The organism is Bacillus sp. FSL M7-0558 (assembly GCF_038003245.1).
GTDB classification, from domain to species: domain Bacteria; phylum Bacillota; class Bacilli; order Bacillales; family Bacillaceae; genus Bacillus; species Bacillus pumilus.
On record NZ_JBBOOU010000001.1, the window covers coordinates 1,461,776 to 1,484,009 of the forward strand.

Annotated in this window: 26 protein-coding genes; 22 read left to right on the plus strand and 4 right to left on the minus strand. The window is 41.9% G+C overall.

Annotation, left to right across the window (positions count from 1 at the left end; translation table 11 throughout):
• Positions 1 to 10 precede the first annotated feature (10 nt).
• Positions 11 to 889 (plus strand): cytochrome c oxidase assembly factor CtaG, encoded by an 879-nt coding sequence (gene ctaG / locus MHB79_RS07260; protein WP_012009845.1) that lies wholly within the window; start codon positions 11 to 13, stop codon positions 887 to 889.
• A gap of 31 nt (positions 890 to 920) precedes the next feature.
• Here the strand turns inward: ctaG and MHB79_RS07265 are convergent, their stop codons facing one another.
• Positions 921 to 1,286: a YugN family protein gene (locus MHB79_RS07265; RefSeq protein ID WP_050945108.1), complete on the minus strand. Its 366-nt coding sequence runs from the start codon at positions 1,284 to 1,286 to the stop codon at positions 921 to 923.
• A gap of 161 nt (positions 1,287 to 1,447) precedes the next feature.
• Between MHB79_RS07265 and MHB79_RS07270 the strand changes: the two genes are divergently transcribed.
• From MHB79_RS07270 to coaD, 9 genes are all read left to right on the plus strand, one after another.
• Positions 1,448 to 1,870 carry a CBS domain-containing protein gene (locus MHB79_RS07270; RefSeq protein ID WP_340990573.1) on the plus strand — a complete coding sequence of 141 codons (423 nt, stop codon included), beginning with the start codon at positions 1,448 to 1,450 and terminating at the stop codon, positions 1,868 to 1,870.
• 122 nt (positions 1,871 to 1,992) lie between these two features.
• Positions 1,993 to 3,036, plus strand: coding sequence for a CAP domain-containing protein (locus MHB79_RS07275; RefSeq protein WP_003212349.1), 1,044 nt, complete (start codon positions 1,993 to 1,995; stop codon positions 3,034 to 3,036).
• Positions 3,037 to 3,144: 108 nt separating this feature from the next.
• Positions 3,145 to 3,558 (plus strand): YlbD family protein, encoded by a 414-nt coding sequence (locus MHB79_RS07280; RefSeq protein WP_003212038.1) that lies wholly within the window; start codon positions 3,145 to 3,147, stop codon positions 3,556 to 3,558.
• A 19-nt stretch (positions 3,559 to 3,577) separates the two neighbouring features.
• A complete protein-coding gene (locus tag MHB79_RS07285) occupies positions 3,578 to 3,826 on the plus strand; it encodes a YlbE-like family protein (RefSeq protein WP_034619936.1) in 249 nt (82 codons plus the stop codon).
• Between the two features lie 72 nt (positions 3,827 to 3,898).
• Positions 3,899 to 4,306 (plus strand): hypothetical protein, encoded by a 408-nt coding sequence (locus MHB79_RS07290; protein WP_050945107.1) that lies wholly within the window; start codon positions 3,899 to 3,901, stop codon positions 4,304 to 4,306.
• Positions 4,307 to 4,363: 57 nt separating this feature from the next.
• On the plus strand, positions 4,364 to 4,813 hold the full coding sequence (locus tag MHB79_RS07295; RefSeq protein WP_007499807.1) for a YlbF family regulator: 450 nt from the start codon (positions 4,364 to 4,366) through the stop codon (positions 4,811 to 4,813).
• A 66-nt stretch (positions 4,814 to 4,879) separates the two neighbouring features.
• Entirely contained in the window at positions 4,880 to 5,152 is a 273-nt protein-coding gene (locus MHB79_RS07300) for a YlbG family protein (protein ID WP_003212137.1), read from the plus strand.
• Positions 5,153 to 5,462: 310 nt separating this feature from the next.
• Positions 5,463 to 6,020 carry a 16S rRNA (guanine(966)-N(2))-methyltransferase RsmD gene (gene rsmD, locus MHB79_RS07305; RefSeq protein ID WP_371474908.1) on the plus strand — a complete coding sequence of 186 codons (558 nt, stop codon included), beginning with the start codon at positions 5,463 to 5,465 and terminating at the stop codon, positions 6,018 to 6,020.
• A gap of 3 nt (positions 6,021 to 6,023) precedes the next feature.
• Complete coding sequence (coaD, locus tag MHB79_RS07310) at positions 6,024 to 6,506, plus strand: pantetheine-phosphate adenylyltransferase (RefSeq protein WP_044142001.1); 483 nt, start codon at positions 6,024 to 6,026, stop codon at positions 6,504 to 6,506.
• Positions 6,507 to 6,519: 13 nt separating this feature from the next.
• Here coaD and ylbJ read toward each other — a convergent pair whose 3' ends face one another.
• Positions 6,520 to 7,728 carry a sporulation integral membrane protein YlbJ gene (gene ylbJ / locus MHB79_RS07315; protein WP_327840625.1) on the minus strand — a complete coding sequence of 403 codons (1,209 nt, stop codon included), beginning with the start codon at positions 7,726 to 7,728 and terminating at the stop codon, positions 6,520 to 6,522.
• Positions 7,729 to 7,886: 158 nt separating this feature from the next.
• Between ylbJ and MHB79_RS07320 the strand changes: the two genes are divergently transcribed.
• Together MHB79_RS07320 and MHB79_RS07325 are read left to right on the plus strand one after the other, a co-directional pair.
• On the plus strand, positions 7,887 to 8,666 hold the full coding sequence (locus MHB79_RS07320; protein ID WP_050945106.1) for a patatin-like phospholipase family protein: 780 nt from the start codon (positions 7,887 to 7,889) through the stop codon (positions 8,664 to 8,666).
• Between the two features lie 4 nt (positions 8,667 to 8,670).
• Positions 8,671 to 9,699: a SepM family pheromone-processing serine protease gene (locus MHB79_RS07325; protein ID WP_050945105.1), complete on the plus strand. Its 1,029-nt coding sequence runs from the start codon at positions 8,671 to 8,673 to the stop codon at positions 9,697 to 9,699.
• A gap of 177 nt (positions 9,700 to 9,876) precedes the next feature.
• Here the strand turns inward: MHB79_RS07325 and MHB79_RS07330 are convergent, their stop codons facing one another.
• Positions 9,877 to 11,118, minus strand: a complete 1,242-nt coding sequence (locus MHB79_RS07330) for a nucleotidyltransferase (protein WP_340989413.1) — start codon at positions 11,116 to 11,118, stop codon at positions 9,877 to 9,879.
• A gap of 206 nt (positions 11,119 to 11,324) precedes the next feature.
• Here MHB79_RS07330 and MHB79_RS07335 point away from each other — a divergent pair, with 206 nt between their 5' ends.
• The 3 genes from MHB79_RS07335 (at position 11,325) to gerR (ending at position 12,722) form a co-directional block, all read left to right on the plus strand.
• Positions 11,325 to 11,843, plus strand: coding sequence for a YceD family protein (locus tag MHB79_RS07335; protein WP_003210956.1), 519 nt, complete (start codon positions 11,325 to 11,327; stop codon positions 11,841 to 11,843).
• A gap of 26 nt (positions 11,844 to 11,869) precedes the next feature.
• Positions 11,870 to 12,043, plus strand: coding sequence for a 50S ribosomal protein L32 (gene rpmF / locus MHB79_RS07340; RefSeq protein ID WP_008354700.1), 174 nt, complete (start codon positions 11,870 to 11,872; stop codon positions 12,041 to 12,043).
• A gap of 139 nt (positions 12,044 to 12,182) precedes the next feature.
• On the plus strand, positions 12,183 to 12,722 hold the full coding sequence (gene gerR / locus MHB79_RS07345) for a sporulation-specific transcriptional regulator GerR (RefSeq protein WP_050945104.1): 540 nt from the start codon (positions 12,183 to 12,185) through the stop codon (positions 12,720 to 12,722).
• A 46-nt stretch (positions 12,723 to 12,768) separates the two neighbouring features.
• On the opposite strand, the gene MHB79_RS07350 is transcribed toward gerR, so the two are convergent.
• Positions 12,769 to 13,248: an N-acetyltransferase gene (locus tag MHB79_RS07350; protein WP_003211702.1), complete on the minus strand. Its 480-nt coding sequence runs from the start codon at positions 13,246 to 13,248 to the stop codon at positions 12,769 to 12,771.
• 209 nt (positions 13,249 to 13,457) lie between these two features.
• Between MHB79_RS07350 and MHB79_RS07355 the strand changes: the two genes are divergently transcribed.
• The 7 genes from MHB79_RS07355 (at position 13,458) to MHB79_RS07385 (ending at position 22,189) form a co-directional block, all read left to right on the plus strand.
• Positions 13,458 to 14,357: a 2-dehydropantoate 2-reductase gene (locus tag MHB79_RS07355; RefSeq protein WP_340989415.1), complete on the plus strand. Its 900-nt coding sequence runs from the start codon at positions 13,458 to 13,460 to the stop codon at positions 14,355 to 14,357.
• 65 nt (positions 14,358 to 14,422) lie between these two features.
• Positions 14,423 to 16,042: a bacillithiol biosynthesis cysteine-adding enzyme BshC gene (gene bshC, locus MHB79_RS07360; protein ID WP_253622638.1), complete on the plus strand. Its 1,620-nt coding sequence runs from the start codon at positions 14,423 to 14,425 to the stop codon at positions 16,040 to 16,042.
• Positions 16,043 to 16,170: 128 nt separating this feature from the next.
• Positions 16,171 to 16,602 (plus strand): division/cell wall cluster transcriptional repressor MraZ, encoded by a 432-nt coding sequence (gene mraZ / locus MHB79_RS07365; protein WP_003211163.1) that lies wholly within the window; start codon positions 16,171 to 16,173, stop codon positions 16,600 to 16,602.
• A 66-nt stretch (positions 16,603 to 16,668) separates the two neighbouring features.
• Positions 16,669 to 17,601 carry a 16S rRNA (cytosine(1402)-N(4))-methyltransferase RsmH gene (rsmH, locus tag MHB79_RS07370; RefSeq protein WP_003210993.1) on the plus strand — a complete coding sequence of 311 codons (933 nt, stop codon included), beginning with the start codon at positions 16,669 to 16,671 and terminating at the stop codon, positions 17,599 to 17,601.
• Between the two features lie 37 nt (positions 17,602 to 17,638).
• The gene (gene ftsL, locus MHB79_RS07375; RefSeq protein ID WP_106029731.1) at positions 17,639 to 17,986 is read left to right on the plus strand and encodes a cell division protein FtsL; all 348 of its coding nucleotides are present in this window, start codon (positions 17,639 to 17,641) and stop codon (positions 17,984 to 17,986) included.
• Positions 17,987 to 17,993: 7 nt separating this feature from the next.
• Positions 17,994 to 20,144 carry a penicillin-binding protein gene (locus MHB79_RS07380; protein ID WP_340990577.1) on the plus strand — a complete coding sequence of 717 codons (2,151 nt, stop codon included), beginning with the start codon at positions 17,994 to 17,996 and terminating at the stop codon, positions 20,142 to 20,144.
• Between the two features lie 125 nt (positions 20,145 to 20,269).
• Positions 20,270 to 22,189, plus strand: coding sequence for a stage V sporulation protein D (locus MHB79_RS07385; RefSeq protein ID WP_012009866.1), 1,920 nt, complete (start codon positions 20,270 to 20,272; stop codon positions 22,187 to 22,189).
• Positions 22,190 to 22,234 lie beyond the last annotated feature (45 nt).

Below are 22,234 nucleotides of genomic sequence, written 5' to 3' on the forward strand. Positions count from 1 at the left end.
AGGCGCAGCAATGGAGAACTTAGAAATATTCGGATTTCGGGCATTATGGAGCCCTTACTATTTGACTAGTATTGTCATAGCAGCTGCTCTTTATCTGCTTCTTGTGACAAAGGGGAAGCATCGTGCGACGGTAAAAGAGAAAACGTTGTTTCTGACGGGGCTTGTTCTGTTATACGCCGTAAAAGGAAGCCCAATTGATTTAATGGGGCATATTATGTTTAGTGCACATATGGCGCAAATGGCGGTGCTCTATTTAGTCATTCCGCCTCTCCTTATTACAGGATTACCTGCGGCCATTTGGGAGCGGATCATACAAACACCAGGCATTCAGCAGATGTTTCGTTTGTTTTCCAAGCCTTTAATTGCATTGCTTGGGTTTAACGGCTTGTTTTCGATGTACCATATTCCGCTTGTGTTTGACTTTGTGAAAACAGATCCGTTTTATCATGCGCTGATGACAGTGGTCATTTTTATCGCTGCCTTTTTCATGTGGTGGCCGCTCGTTCATAAAGTCCAAAGTCAGCCTCAGATTACAGGCATTTTAAAGCTTGGTTATATCATGGCAGACGGGATATTAATGACTCCTGCGTGTGCACTCATCATGTTTAGTGAGGCACCGATCTATGCAACCTATTCTGATGCTGGTGCTTGGATACAGGCGCTGCATCTATGCGTACCAAGTGATACGCTGGCAGGTCTTGCGCTCACAGGTCCTGAAATGTTCCATACCTTGCCGCTGCTAGAAGACCAGCAGCTAGGCGCGATTTTGATGAAAATTATTCAGGAGATTGTGTACGGCTCGATCCTTGCTGTTGTCTTCTTTGACTGGGCAAGAAAAGAAAGAGCGAAAGATGCCGTACCAGATGCCCTGATTCCGAAATATGAATGAAAAAAGCACAGCCGGATGGCTGTGCTTTCGTTTATGCTTCTGCAGTCATTGCTTCTAGTTTTTCTTTCAGCTGTTCAAGCGTTTTTTTGCTTGATTGGATGAGAGACTTAGGGAAATCTTCGCCTTCGCCGTATTCAACACCGTGCGGATAATAATGTTTTCCAAGTAAAGGTGTAAGAAGCTGTATGTGTGCTCTTTTTGAACCTACATCTCCTTCGGTGGCGTAGCCGGAAATGCGTAAATAAAAGGTTCCCTCTACCATGTTAAACTTTCTGTCGTACGTCACACGCTCATAATCCCATTGATCGGCTCGTACAAATCCTTCACTTTCCATGATGAAATCTAATTTATTTAAGTCAGCTGCTACCTTTTCAATCCCCGTACCTTCAAACTTCACCCAAAACCCCTCCTTATAAAAATTCCCTTTACTGACAATCATAGTATGAAAGCGTTAAACTTTCAACTGTGAAAGGTATGTTCTTTTATAACCTGGTTACAGTAATAAAGAAAATAACAGATGGAGGAATCAACGTGAAAACGAAAAAAATTAAAGATATTATGACAAAAAAAGTAGTGATATGTCAGCAAGATGACAATACGTATGAAGCCGCAGTCAAAATGAGAGACGCAGACATTGGTGCCATTCCCGTGGTTAACGGAGATCAGCTCGTTGGTATCGTGACAGACCGTGACCTTGTACTCAGAGGCATTGCAGAAAAAAAGCCAAACTCACAGGAAGTAGGCTCGCTGATGACGAAGGAAGTACTGACAGCAGAAGAAGATGCAACGCTTGAAGAAATTGTCCGGCTGATGTCAGAGCACCAGCTTCGCCGCATTCCTGTTGTGAAGAACGGTGCATTAACAGGGATTGTCGCTCTTGGAGATTTATCCGTCGAAGATTTATCGAATGATCGCGCAGGAGATGCACTGACAGAAATCTCTCAGCAGGATCAAGATCATGGGCAAGGATTTCTTCATTAAGAGGGGCATATTTTAAATTCGTGTTAAATAGGCTGTATTGTCGTTGATAAATAGAGCGAGTTTTGTTTAAATGACAGTAGAAGGTACTTTTTGTACCTTGCCAATTTAACGGAGGTGTTTATTTGAAAACTGTGCTCAAAACACTCCTCATCCTCCTGATTATATCTGGAACGTACGTTCTGTTTATTCAATATGGATCTTCACCAGAAAAAGAAAACAGCAATGAACCGAAGGTGTCTAATGAAGAAACATCTAGCGATAAGCCGATCAACATCCCGAAAAAGGGGCTCATGTCCTTTATGGGGAAATCTTCAAACGAAGTGCTTAAACAGCTGGGAGAACCAGATCGCATTGATCCTTCCGCATATGATTATGACTGGTGGATATACAATCAATCGAAGAAGCACTATATTCAAGTAGGGGTAAAGGATAGTAAAGTGGTGACATTGTTTGCAACAGGAGACGGGCTCAATGTTGAACCGTTTAAAATCGGTCAAGCCACAAGTGAGGTATTTAAAAAAACACAAATTGCACCTTACATTCATGTAGAGGATGAACAAAATTCATACCGCTTTGAATTCTCAGAAGATGATATGAATACAAGACCCACCGTGAAAGTGGACGATGATGTATATGTTCAGCTTTACATGGATAAGTTTGAAAGCACCCTTTCAAGTATTAGGGCGTTTAACGCAGATACATTTGTGAAACAAAAGCCATACGAAGTCGTCTATCGTGGTCAATTGATAGAACCAGAGGCAATATCGGGTGAAAAATGGAAAGAGATCGAAGCTTCCAGTCAAAAACAAATTTTTGATATGACCAATATTATTCGTCATAAGTACAAACTGCCGATCTTAAAGTGGGATGATGAAACCTCTGAAGTGGCATTCATGCATAGTGAGGACATGAAAGAGAATCATTATTTCTCCCATGAATCTAAAAAATACGGTACGCTGAAAGACCGATTAGAAAGAGGCGAGGTGGCATTTCAGCTCGCAGGTGAAAACATTGCCTATAATTATGTAGATGGACCTGCAGCGGTAGAAGGCTGGCTCAATAGTGAAGGTCATAGGAAGGCGTTATTAAATAAAGATTACACACACCTTGGCGTCGGTGTGAAAGAAAAATACTACACCCAAAACTTCATTAAGAAAACATCTTAAACGAAAGCAGCTGCACCATCGCAGCTGTTTTTTTGATTGAAAAAGAGGCTCACCAAAATAACTGCTGATGTATATAGTATAGTAGGCATTTGTATGGGGGGTGAGGATATGACAAACAAGCAAAAACAAACATCCATTGATGAATTTAAACAATTCGTCAGACGCCATCCGAAGTTAATTCAAGAAGTGCAAACGCAAGAAAAAAGCTGGCAAAGTGTATACGAAAATTGGGTCATGTTTGGTGAGGAAGATGAGATGTGGTCTCCTTACCGGCAAACGCAATCTGGAGACGTGAAAGAAGAAAAAGACTCTAAGCCAAGTGAAGCGGGAAAAGCCGATTTTATGTCTAAAATGGTTTCTGCTGTGAAAAAAATGGACGCTGATCAAATGAATGAACAAATCAACAAAATGAGCCAGTCTATTTCCTCTTTACAAAGCTTACTCGGACAATTTTCATCAAATGGCTCAAAGAAAGGTTCATCTGGAGGCAGTCAGCACCCATTCTCCTTCAGGAAAGATTAAGTGAAAGGGGATGCTTTTGGTGCGGAAAGAAGTACTGGAGTTTGTCATGGCCGAAGAGGATCGAATCAAATTCATCAGACAGCGTCCTCTCTGGTACAGACAGCTGACTCGACATCCTGATAAGCTATCGTCCTTTGAATTAGATAAAATGAATTTTTACGAAAAAACCATTCCTCATCGTGTGAGTCAGTTGAGTAACAGTGTCCAAATGGCTGAAATGATGATTCAAATGTTCCAAGCAATGCGCAATCAAAATGGAGCCGGATGAGGCTTTTTTGAGTTGATTAAGATGTCTATTTCCTGAGCATCCTATAAAAGTAGATGAAAGGAGAATCAGATGATGAAATGGATGCTGTCAATATGCGCATTGCTTTTTCTTGTCACCGGGTGTCAAAGTCAACATGAAGAGAAGCAAGTCATAAAGCAAGATCCAGCTGTACATGTGATGCAGCAAGCCCAAAGCGAAATGAAGCAGCAAGGCTTTTTAAAATACAAAGTGCAGGGGTCTTCTGTTTATATAGAAAGTACACTGCAAGATTTTCATCTTGAGCCTACGCGACTAAAAAAGGATGAGAAGGCGGGATATTTTACAGTGTATGTAGACGGAAAACGTGCAGGCAATGAATATACTGCTGCATTTGTGGTCAAGCATCTCTCAAAAGGAAAGCATAAAATGACCGTTGTGCTCAATTCTCGTCATCCAGAATATAGGCAGAAAAGAGAGACATGGGATGTATTTGTGACGTAAAAGCATTTTCTGATCCATAGGTTTCGTGGTAAACTATGAATTGGAGGTGCATCATTTATGTATGCGACAATCGAATCTGTGGAGCTCCAAGAGGAAGCGAATCAATTGGCTGCCATGATTCTTCAGTCGGAGGAGGCTGAACATTACCGCAACTGCTTTAAGCGTCTCCAGCAAGACGAAGAAGCCCAACAAATTATTGCCCATTTTACAAAAGTAAAAGAGCAATATGAGGATGTGCAGCGGTTCGGCAAATACCATCCGGACTATAGAACGATCTCAAAGGAAATGCGTGAGGTCAAAAGAAAGTTAGATCTTCACGATACAGTGGTTGATTTCAAAAAAGCAGAAACAGCGATTCAATCCATCTTAGATGAGATTAGTATTGAAATCGGTCAAGCTGTATCAGCATATATCAAAGTTCCAACAGGGAACCCATATTTTGATGGTCTATCATCATGCGGCGGCGGCTGTGGATCTGGTGGCAGCTGTGGCTGTAAAGTATCTTGACGAGACTTGAATGTCTCGTCTTTTACATAATGACTGAAAAGAATTGAAAAAGCGGCAGGTGAAAAGATGGAAACCAAACGTCAAGGGATGGTCGTTTGGCTGCATTCGTTAAAGCAGTCAAAGGCGCTAAGAAAATTTGGAAATGTTCACTATATTTCACGGAAAATGAAATATGCAGTGATCTATTGTGATATGAATGATCTCGAGCGCCATATGGCTAAGCTCAGCTCATTGCCATTTGTGAAGCGTGTTGAGCCTTCATATAAACCCTTTATTAAATTAGAGTACGAATCCAAATTGGACAAAGCAAAAGAGTATGATTATAAAGTGGGCTTTTAAAGACACAAAAAAACCCCCGCGGCATCACCCGCGGGGTCCTTCTATTCTTAATAATTCATTAAGGAGAAGGCAAAGGGAGAGGAGAAACCGGAGGAAGAACTTATGGGGAAACGTAAGTCTTCTCCGCGGTTGGCAACAGCACCACATCAGATGCTGTTATAAGTAGTATGACCCCGCTTTCCTTGATCTATACATAGTAAATGAATGAAAGTCCGCGCATTGTCCCCTGCGGAGTGTTGTGGTAAGATAATGTTGGATTTTTTGTCATACACAATAACCAATAGAAGCAAGCAGAAAAAGTGGTGGAAAAATGAGAGTCATCTCTGGAACGAGAAAAGGCCGCACACTTAAAGCGGTACCAGGTCAATCAACAAGACCGACGACAGATAAGGTAAAAGAATCGATATTTAATATGATCGGCCCGTATTTTGATGGCGGATGGGCCCTTGATTTATTTGCGGGAAGCGGTGGTTTAGGGATTGAAGCGCTTTCTAGAGGATTCGATCATTGCATATTCGTTGATCGAGATATGAAGGCGATTCAAACGATCAAAGGAAACCTCAATCAATTGGAGCTGATTGATCAAAGTGAAGTGTTTCGAAACGAGGCAAAGCGTGCACTCGCAGCCGTTGTGAAACGAGAGGAATCCTTTCAAGCGATCTTTCTTGATCCGCCTTACAAAGATCAACAGCTGAAAGCACTTCTTGACATGATTGACGAGCATGCCTTATTAACAGATGACGGCGTGATCGTGTGTGAGCATGATAAGGGCGTTATACTGCCAGAGGAAGCTGGACAGCTTTACATATCAAGACAGGAACTGTACGGGTTGACTGGTATTACGATCTATAGAAAGCGGGGAAATTAAAGCATGGGGAACATAGCCGTTTGTCCGGGTAGCTTCGATCCAGTCACATTGGGCCATTTGGATATCATCAAAAGAGGTGCAAAGATCTTTGATGAAGTGTATGTATGTGTACTAAATAACTCATCCAAGAAACCGTTATTTACCGTTGAAGAACGGTGTGAGCTCATTCGCCAAGCGACGAAGGATCTGCCAAATATCAAAGTCGAATCCTTTCACGGTCTGCTTGTTGATTATGCGAAACAAAAAGAAGCCAAAGTCATTTTACGCGGATTAAGAGCTGTGACAGACTTTGAATATGAAATGCAGGGCACATCAATGAATAAAGTGTTAAACGATGACATTGAAACGTTTTTCATGATGACCAACAATCAGTATTCCTTCTTAAGCTCAAGCATTGTCAAAGAAGTAGCGAAATATGATGGTTCAGTCAAAGACCTTGTGCCAAAAGAGGTAGAAGAAGCGCTGATAGAAAAATTTAAAGGATGAGTGCACTGTGCACTCATCCTTTTTTTAATTTCTGATAGTATAGCGCCGTATACAAGATCAAGCTGCATAGCGTGATCAAAGGGCCAGCTGTCACAAGCTGATTCCAAAGCACACTGCTGTACATGACGACCTGCTGGCTTGCTTCAAAGGCACCTGCTGGGAGAGTCATGTCAGATCGAGAGACATAAAGAGGCTTGAACAATAAGAAGGCAAAAACAGCTGCATAAATCCCGTGAAGCAAACGAGCGAAGAAAAACGGTTTAAAGCGTATATCTGTTGCCGCCAGAATGCCAGCGACCTGAGCTTGAACAGAAAACCCGCTGAATCCTAATATAAAGCTGACGACAATCGTTTTAGCAAGAAGGGTGACTTCCTGTGACCCTGTCAGCTGACTTCCTAATGTGATTTCAAATAAACCGGCAATCATCGCAAGATCTAATTCTGGCGGAAGGTGCATCGTTTGCAGCATATATCCGATCCCTATGGATAAGAGATCCGTCACATGAACAACTGACAGCATTTTGCTAAACACAGAAAATAAGATAATAAAGCCGCCAATCATAAAGAGTGTTTGGACTGATGACATGACCGCATCACTTAAAATTTGGCCGAGCGGTCTTTTCTCTGCGAGTCTTGCTGTATGAAGAGCGCTGAATGCCTCTTGAAACGGTGGGAATAAAATTTGCTTACGGCTTCTCAGATGTGCATCATGCCGTGCTTTATATCCTCGCATCGTCACCCCAACAGCGAGATTCCCTAAATAATGTGCGCAGGCCAAAACAATTCCTAAAGCTGGATGATGAAAAAAACCAACAGCCACCGCACCGAAAATAAACAATGGGTTCGATGAATTTGTAAAAGAAACGAGGCGCTCTGCTTCGATTTGTGTCAGTTGTCCTTCTTGCCTGAGTCTTGTGGTTAATTTCGCACCAGAAGGAAAGCCTGATGCCATTCCCATCGCTAGGACAAATCCGCCTACACCAGGCACTCGAAAGATGGGGCGCATAAATGGCTCTAATAATACCCCGACAAATCTGACAATCCCGAAACTAATTAATAGCTCGGACAAAATAAAAAAAGGAAGCAATGATGGAAATACAACCTCCCACCACATTGCAAGTCCATTTTTAGACGCTTGCAAAGAGGCTTGTGGATGTGTAATCACAGTGGCTGTTAAAAAGATAAAAAAAGCAGCGATGAACAGAGTGTTCCATTTTTTCATGGAGATTTCGCCCCTTGCCGTTATGATCTATTGGCGAGCTCGTGATCAAAAAAGAAAGAAACTAGCCGAGCCTGTCTTCTATTACTATACGAGCAGAAGGGGCATGTTTAGACCAATAGATTCGTATATATGCATAGAAAAGAGGAGGGTGGATTTTCATGAGGCGACCAGTCATCGGGCTTGCGTTAGGCTCTGGGGGTGCGAGGGGAATGGCACATATCGGAGTTTTATCTAGTCTTGAGAAACAAGGTATTCAGGTAGATATGATTGCTGGCAGCAGTATTGGCGCACTTGTTGGGAGCTTTTATGCGGCAGGACAGGACGTAGAAAAAATGAAAAAACTTGCACTTGTCTTCAGAAAAAAGTATTATGCTGACTATACACTGCCAAAAATCGGTCTTTTAAAAGGAAATCGAATTTTGCAGCTGATTCACACGTTTACATATGGGAAAAAATTCGAAGAATTAAAAATGCCCCTTGCAGTGGTTGCCTGTGACCTCGAGACAGGGGAGAAGGTCGTGTTTAAAAAAGGGTCTGTCTCACAAGCAGTCAGAGCAAGCATCAGCATTCCGGGCGTGTTTGTTCCTCATGAAATGGGCGGCAGACAGCTAGTGGATGGAGCGGTTGTGGACCGCATTCCTGTGTCTGTTTTAAAAGATATGGGCGCAGACCTCATTATCGCCTCTGATGTATCAAGGGTGAAAAAAACAGAAAAGGCGACGAGATTATCGGATGTGATTATGCAAAGTTTGGACATCCTTCAAAATGAATTGGTCCGTCATCAAACCATTCACGCTGATGTCATGATCCGGCCGAGGCTTGAAACATTTAGCTCGAGTGCGTTCGTGCAGGTGCAGGAGATGATTGAAGCAGGTGAGCTTGCCGCAGATCAACTAACAGGTACACTGAAAGATGTCATTGATAAATGGGAGTGTTAATCGAATGAAAAAATTAAATATTCGCTGGCTCAGCTTTTTTGTCGTTATCCTTGTATTATGTGGCTTAACCTTTGTCAAACTGCCATATTACGTGACAAAGCCGGGTGATGCAACCGAGATTGCTCCCCACATTCAAGTAGACGGCGGATATGGCGAGAAGGGCAGCTTCTCTCTTATGACAATTAAAGTAGGTCCAGCCAATCCGTATACGTATTTGCTTGCGAAAATGAATAAATATGATGAAATCGTCCCAGAAGAAAATATTAAAGCGGACGGGGAGTCGGATCAAGATTATATGAAACGGCAGCTGCAGCTGATGAAAAGCTCGCAAGAAAATGCCATGATTGCAGCATATACAAAAGCAGGTAAAAAAGTAGATTATACGTTTAACGGCGTATATGCAAGCTACGTGATGAAAGGAATGCCTGCTTACGGCAAAATTGAAGTGGGCGACCGAATTAAAAGCGTTGATGGCAAGACCTATGATTCTGCTGATAAAATGGTTTCGTATATCAGCAGCAAAAAAGCAGGTACATCTGTCCGTTTTGTCCTTGAACGAAATGGCAAAGACATGACGGAGAAAGTGACGTTAAAACCATTTAAAGAAGAGCCGAATCGAGTTGGAATTGGCGTATCATTATTTACAGACCGAAATGTGAAAGTCTCACCTTCTATTAAGGTGGATATCGAAAATATCGGCGGCCCATCAGCAGGTCTTATGATGTCACTTGAAATTTATAACCAGCTGACAAAAGAAGACGAAACACATGGCTATGCGATTGCAGGAACGGGAACGATTGACGCCGATGGAACGGTCGGTCCAATTGGCGGAATCGATCAAAAGGTCGTGGCGGCAGATAAAGCAGGAAAAGATATATTCTTTGCACCGAATGATAAAGGTGATCCAAATTCAGACTATAGAAATGCTGTCAAAACAGCGAAAGATATTAAAAGTGATATGAAAATTGTGCCTGTAGATACAATGCAAGATGCCCTGAACTATTTAAACAAATTAAAAGAGAAAGCATCTTAATCAAAAAAGAGCAGCCTTCATAAAGGCTGCTCTCAGCATGTAGACAAACCCTTGCATTCTTTGTCAGGACTTCAAAGGTTTTCTATCATGCTGAAAAGAAGACAAAGGCTAAAATAAAGATCATTTTAGCCCTGTGTCAACAATCTGGAGCAGCCTTCCGCAAGGCTGCTTTTTTTGCTAAGACTGGAAGAGACCAGTCTCTTCATCATATCGGATCGGTGAGGTTTTAAATTCCGCTTCCGTTAAGTTCGTTTGCATCGGCTCACTAACGGGCAGGCTGAAGACGCGGGATGCGCGAATATCAAGATTAAGTGCGGGATGTGAAAAGGCAGACAGCTTACTGACGAGCGGCACGTCCAATTCTTTTTTCACAAGAGATAAGTATTGCTGCCCTTTCTTTGACATACCAAGTAAACGAATATAAGGCGCTTTTTTCTCTTTCAGCAGCTCATGCATGGCACTCTTTTTCACCCTCATTAAGAGATGTGTGTTCATCCGTTGCAGCCTCGTCCACGTATAGCGTTTTGTTTTCACAAGTGATAGATATTCCTCGTAGGAGGACGCATGTGTGATCGCCTTTTGCATGCGGTGTTCGATGCCTTCTTCGATTTCATAGATGCCTTCTAGTTCTGCCGTATCCATTGTGTGAAAAACGTGTTTTAAGAAGCTAAAGTAGGCTTCTTGTGTATGTAGAAGACCATATGAAGAATGATAGTCATGTAATTGCTTGAGCGTAGCTTCTGGGAGATAAGGGGCGACTGTTTCAAATGTACCATGATCTTTTAACGCTTTTCGTATACTTGTTGCGCTTGCGATTTTCTGATTTTCAGGTAGTTCTTCATCATGATAACCAGATGAAATCCTTTGAGAGGTAAAGGGCTGCATGTGAGGGGATCTCTCCAAGATGGCTTTGACATAATGGAAACCTAAAATGTTATTGGGCAGAGACAGATCCAGTAAGTGCTTAGGATCAATCACCTCTTGAAACGCAGCAGCAGCAGCTGGATAACTAAGGCCCTCTTTTACTTTTCCTTTTGTGAAAAGGTCAATTTCTTCTTTTTTCTCATGCCAAGCACGAGCTGTTCGCTCGAATGCTTTGATGTCACCATCCTCGCTGCCGAAAAAAAGGGAGCGGCATTTTAAAGCATCTAGAATCGCCACAGCACCGTTTGCAAAGGTTTCTGCCTTTTGCACTGCGTATATGTATGGAAGCTCACACACAATGTCTACACCGTTTTGCAGTGCCATTTTTGTCCGCGCCCATTTTGAGACGATGGCAGGCTCACCGCGCTGGAGGAAGGAACCGCTCATGACGGCAATGGCAACATCTGAGGAGGTATGTGTTTTCGCCTGACGAACATGATAGGCATGTCCATAATGAAATGGATTATACTCGACAACGACTCCTGTTGCTTTCAATAGATGTTCCGCCTTTCTTGCTATGGTTAAATGGTCTATGCTACAGTAGCATAAGGGAAAAATGAAGCCCATTTTTTTCAGTGTAGGCATTCCGAGAACTGATGTCAAACAACGCTCTGACATCACAAAGGACTGTAAAGAAAAAATATTGACAAATAACATGAGGAAAGCTATAATCATGTTTGTTGCTCTTAGAGGTGATACAATTGAAATGGACAGTTTATCAGTTACATCAAAAAGCTAAAAACAGCTTCGATTTTCATGAGACGGTTGACTTAAATGAACTTACTAGCCTTCATTCAGATATACGTCGCATTTCACCGGTAGAGGTGAAAGGGACTGGAGTGATCGAATCAAAGCAAGTCGCATTTGATTTAACCATCACAGGTGAAATGACATTGCCTTGTTCAAGAACGCTTGTTGATGTAAATTATCCATTTGCGATTTCAACGAAAGAACTATTTGTACTTCATAAGACAGACGACATAGAAGATGAAGACGTTTCTATTGTAGAAGACGACATCATCGACTTAACGCCTTTAGTCAAGGAAGAAATTCTTCTTGAAGTGCCGATGCAAATCTTTTGCGACCAAACGGACGTAAAAGGTGCTGCACCACAAGAAGGGAATGACTGGGCGGTCATTTCGGAAGATGCACATCAAAACCGAATTGATCCGCGTCTGGAAGGCTTGAAGAAGCTCTTAGAAGAAAATAATGAATCTTAACTTAACTCTTTAAGGAGGTGGGAATAATGGCTGTACCTTTTAGAAGAACTTCTAAAATGAAAAAAAGATTGCGTCGTACGCATTTCAAACTACAAGTACCTGGTATGGTAGCTTGCCCAGAATGCGGTGAAATGAAAATTTCTCATCGTGTCTGCAAATCTTGCGGAACATACAAAGGCAAAGACGTAAAAAGCAACTAATGCTTGATAAAAAAACGTGTGGGAATTCTTCCCTTGCGTTTTTTTATTTGTCTATTTTTTAGGTTTCTCCCCTGCAAATAGTCTATCTACTCTAGTAGGCGCATATGATGTGGTATTCAGATTCAGGGGGGATGATCAATTGACGATTACAAGGCAGGACGCATGGACACAGGATGAAGATTTACTTTTAGCAGAAGTTGTCTTAAGGCACATTCGAGACGGAGGAACGCAGCTTTCCGCATTTGAGGAAGTCGGGAAAGCATTGTCAAGAACAGCGGCAGCATGTGGTTTCAGGTGGAACTCATACGTTAGAAAACAATATCAGGCAGGCATAGAGCTGGCAAAAAAACAGCGGAAAGAATTGCGCAAAAAAATAGGTATTCATTCCTCTGGTTTACCACAGCATGCGTTAACCATAGAAGAGAAGACTACTTCAAATCAGGCTGAATTGACCCTTCGAGAAGTGATTCAGTTTTTAGAGCAGCTTGAAAAAGAACCTGATGGACCTACTCATTTACGCGAAGAACTGGCAGATGCACAGCATCAATTGAAGTCACTTACAGAAGAAAATGAACACTTAAAGCGGCAATTAAAAATGACAGAAGAAGATTACCGGGCACTCATAGGTATTGTTGAAAGAGTCAAACAGAATATCAGCTTAAAAGAATATGCTAAATAAAGAGACGCCCCTCACAGAGAAAGGAGGGGCGTTTTGTGATCAGCCTTTAAGCGGATTCACCTGTATTTTTTTGAATATGTGCGGGCTCCCAGATGAGGGGATTTTCACCCTTATCGCGCTCCATATCATATTTGACTGCTTCAAAGCCCATTTTATCCCAAAAACCGGCAGATTTGACGCGCGGATTGGTCCGAATTGGCAATCCAAACGATTTAGCGAATTCAACAAGTGCTTCGCCGTACCCTTTGCGCTGATACCCAGGAAGCACTTCCAGCTTCCACAGCTCTAAATAATCATGGTTGTGGTTAAAATACGTTGTCGTTGAGCCGTCCACTTGATAAAGGCTCATACGTGCCACTAGCTTATCTCCAAAATAAATCCCATAAAATGGAGAGTTGCTGTCATTTTCAATCATATTGCTTTCAAGGTCTTCGAGCATGGATAGCTCTTGTATGCCGTATTCCTTAAATTGTTTAAATTCCTCTAACGTTTTGTAATTAATTAGAAGTCGTTTTACTTGTGCCATATGATCTTCCCCCTTACACACATAATGTCGACAGTGATGTCATTGAAGGCGTTTTCATCCCACCCGCCTCAAAAAGTTTTTACACTTATTATTATAGTTTTTAAATTAAAAAAATTCAATCATAGCGCGCCATCTGCTTTTTGCATCACGACATGAACCTGTTAAAATAGTTGATATCATGAAGTAAACGAAAAAGGGATGTGCGGCAGTTGAATATTGGAATCATTGGCGGCGGTGCGATTGGTCTGCTTTGTGCTAGTTATTTAACGCAGCATCATGACGTCACAGTCTTTACAAGAAGAAACGAACAGGCAGAAGAGATTCGAGCAGTAGGCATTGAGCGAACAGTAAAAGGAGAAACATGCCAGGTGGCTGTTCGTGCACAGACAGGAATAACAGGAGAATTTGATTTGCTCATCGTGACAGTGAAATATCATCATTTGCAAGATGTACTTGGTGAACTATCGACATTACCTCCTCATCGTATCTTATTCTTACAGAACGGAATGGCTCACTTATTAGATTTGGAGAATTGGAAAACGGGACATTCATTATACATAGGTGTGGTAGAGCACGGAGCTATGAAGATGTCAGATCATGCAGTGAACCATACAGGTATCGGTGTCATCAAGTGGGGGGCATTTCAGCATGAGGAAGCAGCTGATATAAAAAAAGCATTGAATGAGACATCATCTCATTTTCAGATGATCTATACGGATGAATGGAAAAAGGTGCTGGAGGAAAAACTGCTTGTCAATGTCTGTATTAATCCACTCACGGCTTTGCTGCATGTGAGAAACGGGGAATTGATCGCAAACCCTTCATATGAATACATGATGAAATGTGCATTTGAAGAAGCAGTTTCCATCTTGAGCTTACCTGAAAAAGAGCAGCTCTGGTCTTATGTAGTCTCTGTTTGTGAGAAAACGGCTGAGAATCAGTCGTCTATGCTTCAAGATATAGTGAAAGGCCGCCAAACCGAAAGAAAAGCCATCCTTGGCTATCTTTTAAAAAAGGCTCAAGCTCACAGCGTTGCGGCGCCACATCTCACTTTCTTTGATCGAAGCTTGGAAGTATTGGAAAAAAAGCAAACAAAATCTTTTGAGTGAGCTCATTTACATGCTATACTTTTTTCGGGAAACTAACTATTTATTGAAGAAAGGAAGTTCTAAACATGCAATTGACTGAACTTTCCATCCGAAGTCAGAATTTATTCATACGTGATTATATAGAAGAAAAAAAAGAGATGACGACTTTTTTTGATTATGATATACATTCTGAGCACACATGGAAAAAGAGATACGACGATCTCATGGAAATGAGCTTCCCGCGCGAGGCTTTAGCGGATTATATGAGCGCGTACCACGCAAAGTTTGAATCGAAAGCGATGCGCCAGAACATTGAAAAGATCCGTGATGAACGGAGTGTCATGGTGGTCGGAGGACAGCAGGCTGGTCTATTAACAGGACCGCTTTATACCATACATAAAATCATATCCATCATTCAGTTTGCAAAAGAAAAAGAAACAGAGCTTGGCGTCCCGGTGATTCCGGTCTTTTGGGTAGCCGGTGAGGATCATGACGTAGATGAAATTAATTTTGTGTACACATCTGGCGAAAAAGGGCCAGTGAAACAAAAGCTGTCATTACATAACGTCAAAAAAGCGGCTGCGAAAAGAATCCCGCTTGATCAAGAAAAAACCGAGACATGGCTCCGTGATGTGTTTTCAACGTATGAAGAATCTGCATACACCAATGACTTGTTTGATCAGCTTCTTCGATGTTTACGCAAATCACAAACGTTTACTGATTTCTTTGAATGGATTGTATGTGACCTCTTTGAAGAGGATGGACTGCTTTTATTTAATTCAGGTGACTTAGGTGTCAAACCACTCGAGCGTCCGTTATTCAAGCACATTGTCGAGACAAATGATGCAGTTACTGCTCGCTTAAATGAATCACAGGCTGCTATGAAACGAGCAGGATATCAGCCAATTATTGAAGCTGGTGACAATCAGGCGAATCTGTTTTACGAATATGATGAGGAACGTTTCCTGATTGAAAAAGAGAACTGCCGGTTTTCTATATCAGAAGTGGGGCTTACGTGGACGAAGGAAGAGCTTTTGCAGGAAGTGGAGGAGCACCCAGAACGGTTTAGCAACAATGTGGTGACGCGTCCCTTGATGCAGGAAACCCTTCTCCCGACACTTGCCTTTATGGCAGGACACGGTGAGGTTAACTATTGGGGAGAGCTGAAAGGAATCTTTGAGCATTTTAAATTAAAGATGGCGCCTGTTCTTCCAAGACTGCATGTAACCCTTCTTGAAAGGCACATCGACAAGAAACTGCCAGTTAGAGAACTGTCGGTAGAAGAAGTGCTGACAAATGGAGTGAAAGAAAAGAAAGAAGCGCACTTTCAGCAAAGTCTTCCAGACAGCTTTGTTCAAGCGGTTCAACACGCCAAACGTGAATTAGCAAATGCTCATGACGTGATGAGACAAGAAGCACTGGAGATTGAACCAAACTTCGAGCAGCTGCTAGATAAAAATGCCAAATTTATTGAAGACCAGCTTCAATTTGTTTATCAAAAGGTTGCGCAGCGTGTGGAAGAGAAGGAAGGATATATCCTTCGGGACTTTGAACGGATTGAAAATAGTTTAAAACCACTAGATGCTCCGCAAGAAAGAATTTGGAATATCATGTACTTTTTAAACAAATATGGTCCAGAATTCTTCAAAACATTCAAAAATATGCCATTTTCATTTCAAAACAAGCAACAAATTGTCAAACTTTGAAATAAAGTTTTAATGAACCCTGACTAGTTCAGGGTTTTTTTTTATGTAGAAACAGTGTAGAATAAGTTTTGTGGAGAGAAGTGGTGGATAGTGGAGAGTATGGGTGAGAAAGTGGGGCTCTGATTATCATGTTCATGGGTGAATACCAACATACGATTGATACAAAAGGGCGCATGATCATCCCTGCTAAATTTAGAGACGGTCTCGGAGAACAGTTTGTGCTGACGAGAGGGCTTGATCAATGTTTATTTGGCTACCCTATGAGTGAGTGGAAACTAATCGAAGAGAAACTCAAAGCACTACCGCTAACGAAAAAAGATGCACGTGCGTTTACCCGGTTCTTCTTCTCTGGCGCAGTCGAATGCGATCTGGACAAGCAGGGGCGTATTAACATCGCATCAAACCTACTCCAATATGCAAAACTCGAAAAAGAATGTGTGGTCATCGGCGTTTCAAATCGAATTGAGTTGTGGAGTAAGTCGATCTGGGAACAATATACAGAAGAGCAAGAAGATTCTTTTGCTGAAATTGCTGAAAACATGATTGGATTTGATATATAATAATCCCTTGTGCAGCAAGCTTTCTACACATTCATTTCTATTTGAAAAAGGTGGGACCATAACATCATGTTTCAACATGAGACAGTATTATTAAAAGAAACAGTTGACGGTTTAAACGTAAAAGAAGACGGTACATATGTGGACTGCACGCTAGGCGGAGCAGGTCATAGCTCATATTTACTATCTCAATTATCAGAAAAAGGAACATTGATTGGATTTGACCAAGACGATGCTGCACTGGATCATGCACGAGAGAAGCTCGCGGATTCTAAAGCGAACATTCTTTTCATAAAAAGCAACTTCCGATATTTAAAAGAACGTCTGAATGAACAAGGTATTACAAGCGTAGACGGTGTGATTTTTGACCTTGGGGTATCATCTCCTCAGCTCGACACACCAGAGAGAGGCTTTAGTTATCACCATGATGCACCTCTTGACATGCGAATGGATCAATCAGCCGCATTGTCGGCAAAAAAAGTGGTGAATGAATGGCCATTTGAAGATCTAGTTCGGATTTTCTACAAATATGGGGAAGAAAAGTTCAGCAAGCAAATCGCACGCAAAATTGAAGAAGCAAGAAAAAAAGCGCCAATTGAAACAACGGGTGAGCTTGTCGACATTATCAAAGAAGGAATTCCGGCACCTGCAAGACGAACTGGCGGACATCCAGCGAAAAGAGTGTTTCAAGCGATCCGAATTGCCGTAAATGATGAATTGAAAGTATTTGAAGAAGCACTAGAACAAGCAATAGAGTTACTCAATCCGAAGGGGAGAATTTCTGTCATTACATTCCATTCACTTGAAGACCGGATTTGTAAAAGTACATTTAGAGAAATGTCTTCTCTTCCAGAACTTCCGCACGGACTACCAGTGATTCCAGAAGGACTTGAACCAAAGCTGAAGCTGATCACGAGAAAACCGATCGTTGCATCAGAACAAGAGCTGGAACATAACAACCGTGCCCGTTCAGCGAAGCTCCGAATTGCAGAAAAAAAGTAAAACGACACCATAGATGATGATAAAAAGGAGGTTTCTTATGAGTAATTTGGCTTACCAAAGAGAAGTGAAGCACCATCAAACAGAGCAGCAAGGCCAATCGGTTGTCATTAAAAGAAGAGGTTCTATCACACTTGGTGAAAAAATCTTACTTGTCATGTTTGTCATGGCTCTTATGTGCAGCTCGATTCTCATCATTTCTAAAGCTTTTGCTGTCTATCACGCCAATATCGAAGTGCAGAAGCTAGAACAGCAAGTATCTTTAGAATCGAAGAAGATCACTGAGCTACAAAAGGAAAAAGACTTGCTGAGTGAACCAGAAAGAATCATTGATGCCGCAAAAAAAGCAGGCTTAACTATTTCGAAAGATGTTAAGAAGGTCGATTAACATGGCGATGCCTAAAAAGAATAAAATGATGAACAGAGGCGCGGCAATTGCGAGTATTTGCTTCGCCCTGTTTTTCTTTATCATCCTAGCACGTTTTATCTACATTCAAATTACAGGAACGGTTGATGGACAAGTATTAGCTGCCAAGGCAAATGAACAATATCAATCGAAGAAAACACTTGAAGCAAAAAGAGGATCTATTTTAGACCGGAATGGAAATGTGATCGCTGAGGATACATCTGTGTATAAGCTCATTGCAGTCATGAGCAAGAAAATGACAGTTGACCCTAAGCATCCAATGCATGTCGTCGATAAAGAAAAGACGGCAAAAGAGCTCTCGAAAGTCATCGATATGAGTGAAAGCGAAATTTTAAAGCGTCTCAATACAAAAGATGCATTCCAAGTGGAGTTTGGTAAAGCGGGGAAGGATATTAGTTTTTCAACGAAGGAAAAAATTGAAAAGCTAAAGCTTCCAGGTGTTGCTTTTGAAAAAGACACGAAGCGATATTATCCTAACGGCATGTTTGCTTCTAACCTAATCGGTTATGCCAGATTAAATGAGGCGACAAAGGACATGTCAGGTGCAATGGGACTTGAGAAGGCACTGAACAAATTTTTAAAAGAAAAAGACGGCTATGTGACATATAACAGTGACAGAAGCGGATGGGCCTTACCGAATAGTAAAGAAGACATTGTCGCCCCGAAAGACGGGAAAAATGTCACGCTGACCATCGATCAGAAAATTCAAGCGTTTCTTGAAGAAAGTATGACGCAGGTTGCCAAAAAGTATAAGCCGAAGAAAATCATTGCCACAGTCGTTGATCCGAAAACTGGGAAGGTTCTCGCGATGGGGCAGCGGCCAAGCTTTAATTTAAATGAACTAGACATTACGAATTATAACAATGATGTGATTTCATATGCGTTTGAACCAGGTTCAACGATGAAGATCTTTACCCTCGCTGCGGCGATCCAAGAAGGGGTCTACCAAGGCAATGACAAATATCAATCTGGTACTTATAAAGTAGGCGGCGGCCTTGTGCGAGACCACAACAACGGAAATGGCTGGGGGAAAATTGACTTTCATCAAGGAGTTCTTCGCTCGTCAAATGTGGCCTTTGCAAAGCTTGCAAAAGAAAAACTAGGCTTCACACGCTACGAACAATATTTGCAGAAGTTCCATTTCTATGACAAAACGGGGATTGACTTGCCGAACGAAGCGTCTAGTAAAATCAATTATAGATATGAATATGACAAAGCATCGACAGCTTATGGTCAAGCATCAGCCATCACACCGATTCAACAAATCGAAGCAGCCACTGCGATAGCAAACGGCGGAACAATGATGAAGCCATATGTCATTGACCATATTACAGACCCGAACACAAACAAAACGATTTTGCAGCACGAACCAACAGCGGCAGGAAAACCGATTTCATCTGATACAGCGAAGCAAGTTCGTGACATTTTAGGTGAGGTTGTTTCCTCGAAAATTGGAACAGGTCAGCCTTATCAAATCAAAGGCTTCGACGTTGCTGGAAAAACAGGAACGGGACAAATTGGCGGTGCCGGCGGTTACCTCCAAGGAAGAAACGATTACGTCTTTTCATTTATGGGAATGGCGCCAAAAGATGATCCGAAGCTACTTGTTTATGTGGCTGTCCAGCAGCCGCAGCTGTCTGAAACAGAAACGGGGTCAGCTCCGGTTTCTCAAATCTTTAACCCTGTCATGAAAAATAGTTTGCTATATTTAAATATTGCACCAACAAAAACAGACGATAAGAAATCAGGCGAACAAAAAGTGAAACAAGAAACGATGCCTTCATTCCTGGATTTAGAAGTGAAGCAGGCTGAAAAAGAAGTCAAAAATAAACACTTAACATCTGTTGTCATCGGCGACGGTCTGTCCATTAAACGCCAGTGGCCGAGTGCGGGCTCTGAATTCTCTGAAAGCCAGAAAGTCTTCTTGAAAACAGCAGGGAAAACCATTAAGATGCCTGATATGACAGGCTGGTCCAGAAGAGAAGTCCTTCAATATGCTTCGATTGCCGGTGTGCATATAGAAACAAATGGACAAGGCTATGCTGTGAAACAAAGTGTCAAAAGTGGAGCGGAGATTTCAGACAAAGTCGTCACTGTGACATTTAAAAGCCCAAATTAACTGTAAACCTAGCAAATCACTTGCTAGGTTTTTTCTTTTGCTCCAGCAGAATATCACGGTGCGTTCTACAAAAGGACGGGCCTGCATATGATGAAAACAAGCCATATGTAAGGAGTGAACCGGGCGTGCGAGTGTCGAGTGTAACAGTGAGAAAACGATTGCTTTTCGTGCTGCTGTTTGGGGTGATCATTTTTTTCATCATAGATACTAGATTAGGATATGTGCAGTTTATTATGGGTGAGAAGCTGACAAGCTTAGCAAAAGATTCATGGAGCCGAAACCTCCCATTCGAACCAGAACGAGGAGATATTTTGGACCGGAATGGGGTAGAGCTTGCGACGAACAAAAGTGCTCCATCTATTTTGGTCGTCCCTCGGCAAATTAAAGATCCCGCAGAAACAAGCAAGAAATTGGCAGCTGTGCTGAATATGTCTGAAGAAAAAGCGTACAAGCACGTCACGAAAAAAACATCAATTGAACGAATTTCTCCTGAGGGCAGAAAGGTATCACATGAAAAAGCAAAAGAAGTAAGAGAGCTTGATTTAGAAGGCGTGTATGTAGCAGAAGACAGCATCAGACATTATCCGTTTGGCAGCTTTCTTTCACATGTACTCGGCTTTGCTGGAATCGATAATCAAGGCTTACTTGGACTTGAAGCCTACTATGACGATGACCTAAAAGGAGAAAAAGGGTCTGTGAAGTTTTATTCTGATGCAAAAGGGCAGAAAATGCCAGATGAAGCAGACGATTATACACCGCCTAAAGATGGTCTTGATATGAAATTAACAGTCGATGCAAAAGTACAAACCATCATAGAACGGGAATTAGACAACGCGCAGGCAAAGTATAATCCAGATGGTATGATTGCGATTGCGATGAATCCGAAAAATGGTGAAGTGCTAGGAATGTCAAGCAGACCAGATTTTGATCCAGCTGACTATCAATCAGTTGACTCAAAAGTGTTTAACCGAAATCTTCCGGTGTGGAGCACATATGAGCCGGGTTCGACATTTAAAATTATTACACTTGCAGCAGCATTAGAAGAGAAGAAAGTGAATTTAAAACGCGATTCATTTTTTGACAGCGGATCTGTGACAGTTGATGGTGCAAGACTCAGGTGCTGGAAAAAAGGCGGGCACGGATCACAGTCATTCTTGGAAGTAGTTCAAAATTCCTGTAACCCCGGCTTTGTAGAGCTAGGAGACCGTCTTGGTAAAGAAAAATTATTTTCTTATATCAAAAATTTCGGATTTGGCCAAAAAACCGGAATTGACCTTCAAGGAGAAGGACGGGGAATTTTGTTCCCGCTTGATCGTGTAGGTCCTGTAGAGCAGGCGACCACCGCCTTTGGTCAAGGCGTATCTGTTACGCCAATTCAGCAAGTAGCTGCAGTAGCAGCTGCAGTAAATGGCGGAACACTTTACACGCCTTATATTGCAAAAGAATGGATAGATCCAATCACAAAAGAGGTTGTGAAAAAGCAATCACCGATTGCCAAAAAGAAAGTGATTTCAGCAGAGACATCTAAAGAAATCAGGTATGCACTTGAAAGTGTAGTCGCTCAAGGAACTGGCCGAAATGCATTTGTTGAAGGGTATCGGGTTGGCGGAAAAACAGGAACAGCACAGAAGGTAAAGGACGGAAAGTATATGGAGAATAATCACATTGTGTCGTTTATCGGATTTGCGCCTGCAGATGACCCAAGTATCGTAGTCTATGTAGCTGTGGATAATCCAAAAGGCACCATTCAATTTGGTGGTACCGTTGCCGCACCAATTGTTGGTCATATTATGCGAGATAGCCTGCCTGAGATGGGTGTAAAAAAAAGAAAAGGCCAAATTGAAAAGAAGTATCAGTGGCTGGACACAAAAACCATTGAAGTACCGAATCTTGTAGGAGGATCTGTTTCAGATCTTGAATCCCTCTTGATCAACCTAAAGATCGATGCCTCAGGAACTGGCAGTAAAGTAGTGAAGCAATCACCTGCTGCTGGGACAAAGGTCAAAGAAGGCTCCACGATCAGATTATACTTAAACGATGAATAATAAAGAATGAACAGAGGGTAGCCGCACTCATTTGGCTGCCTCTTT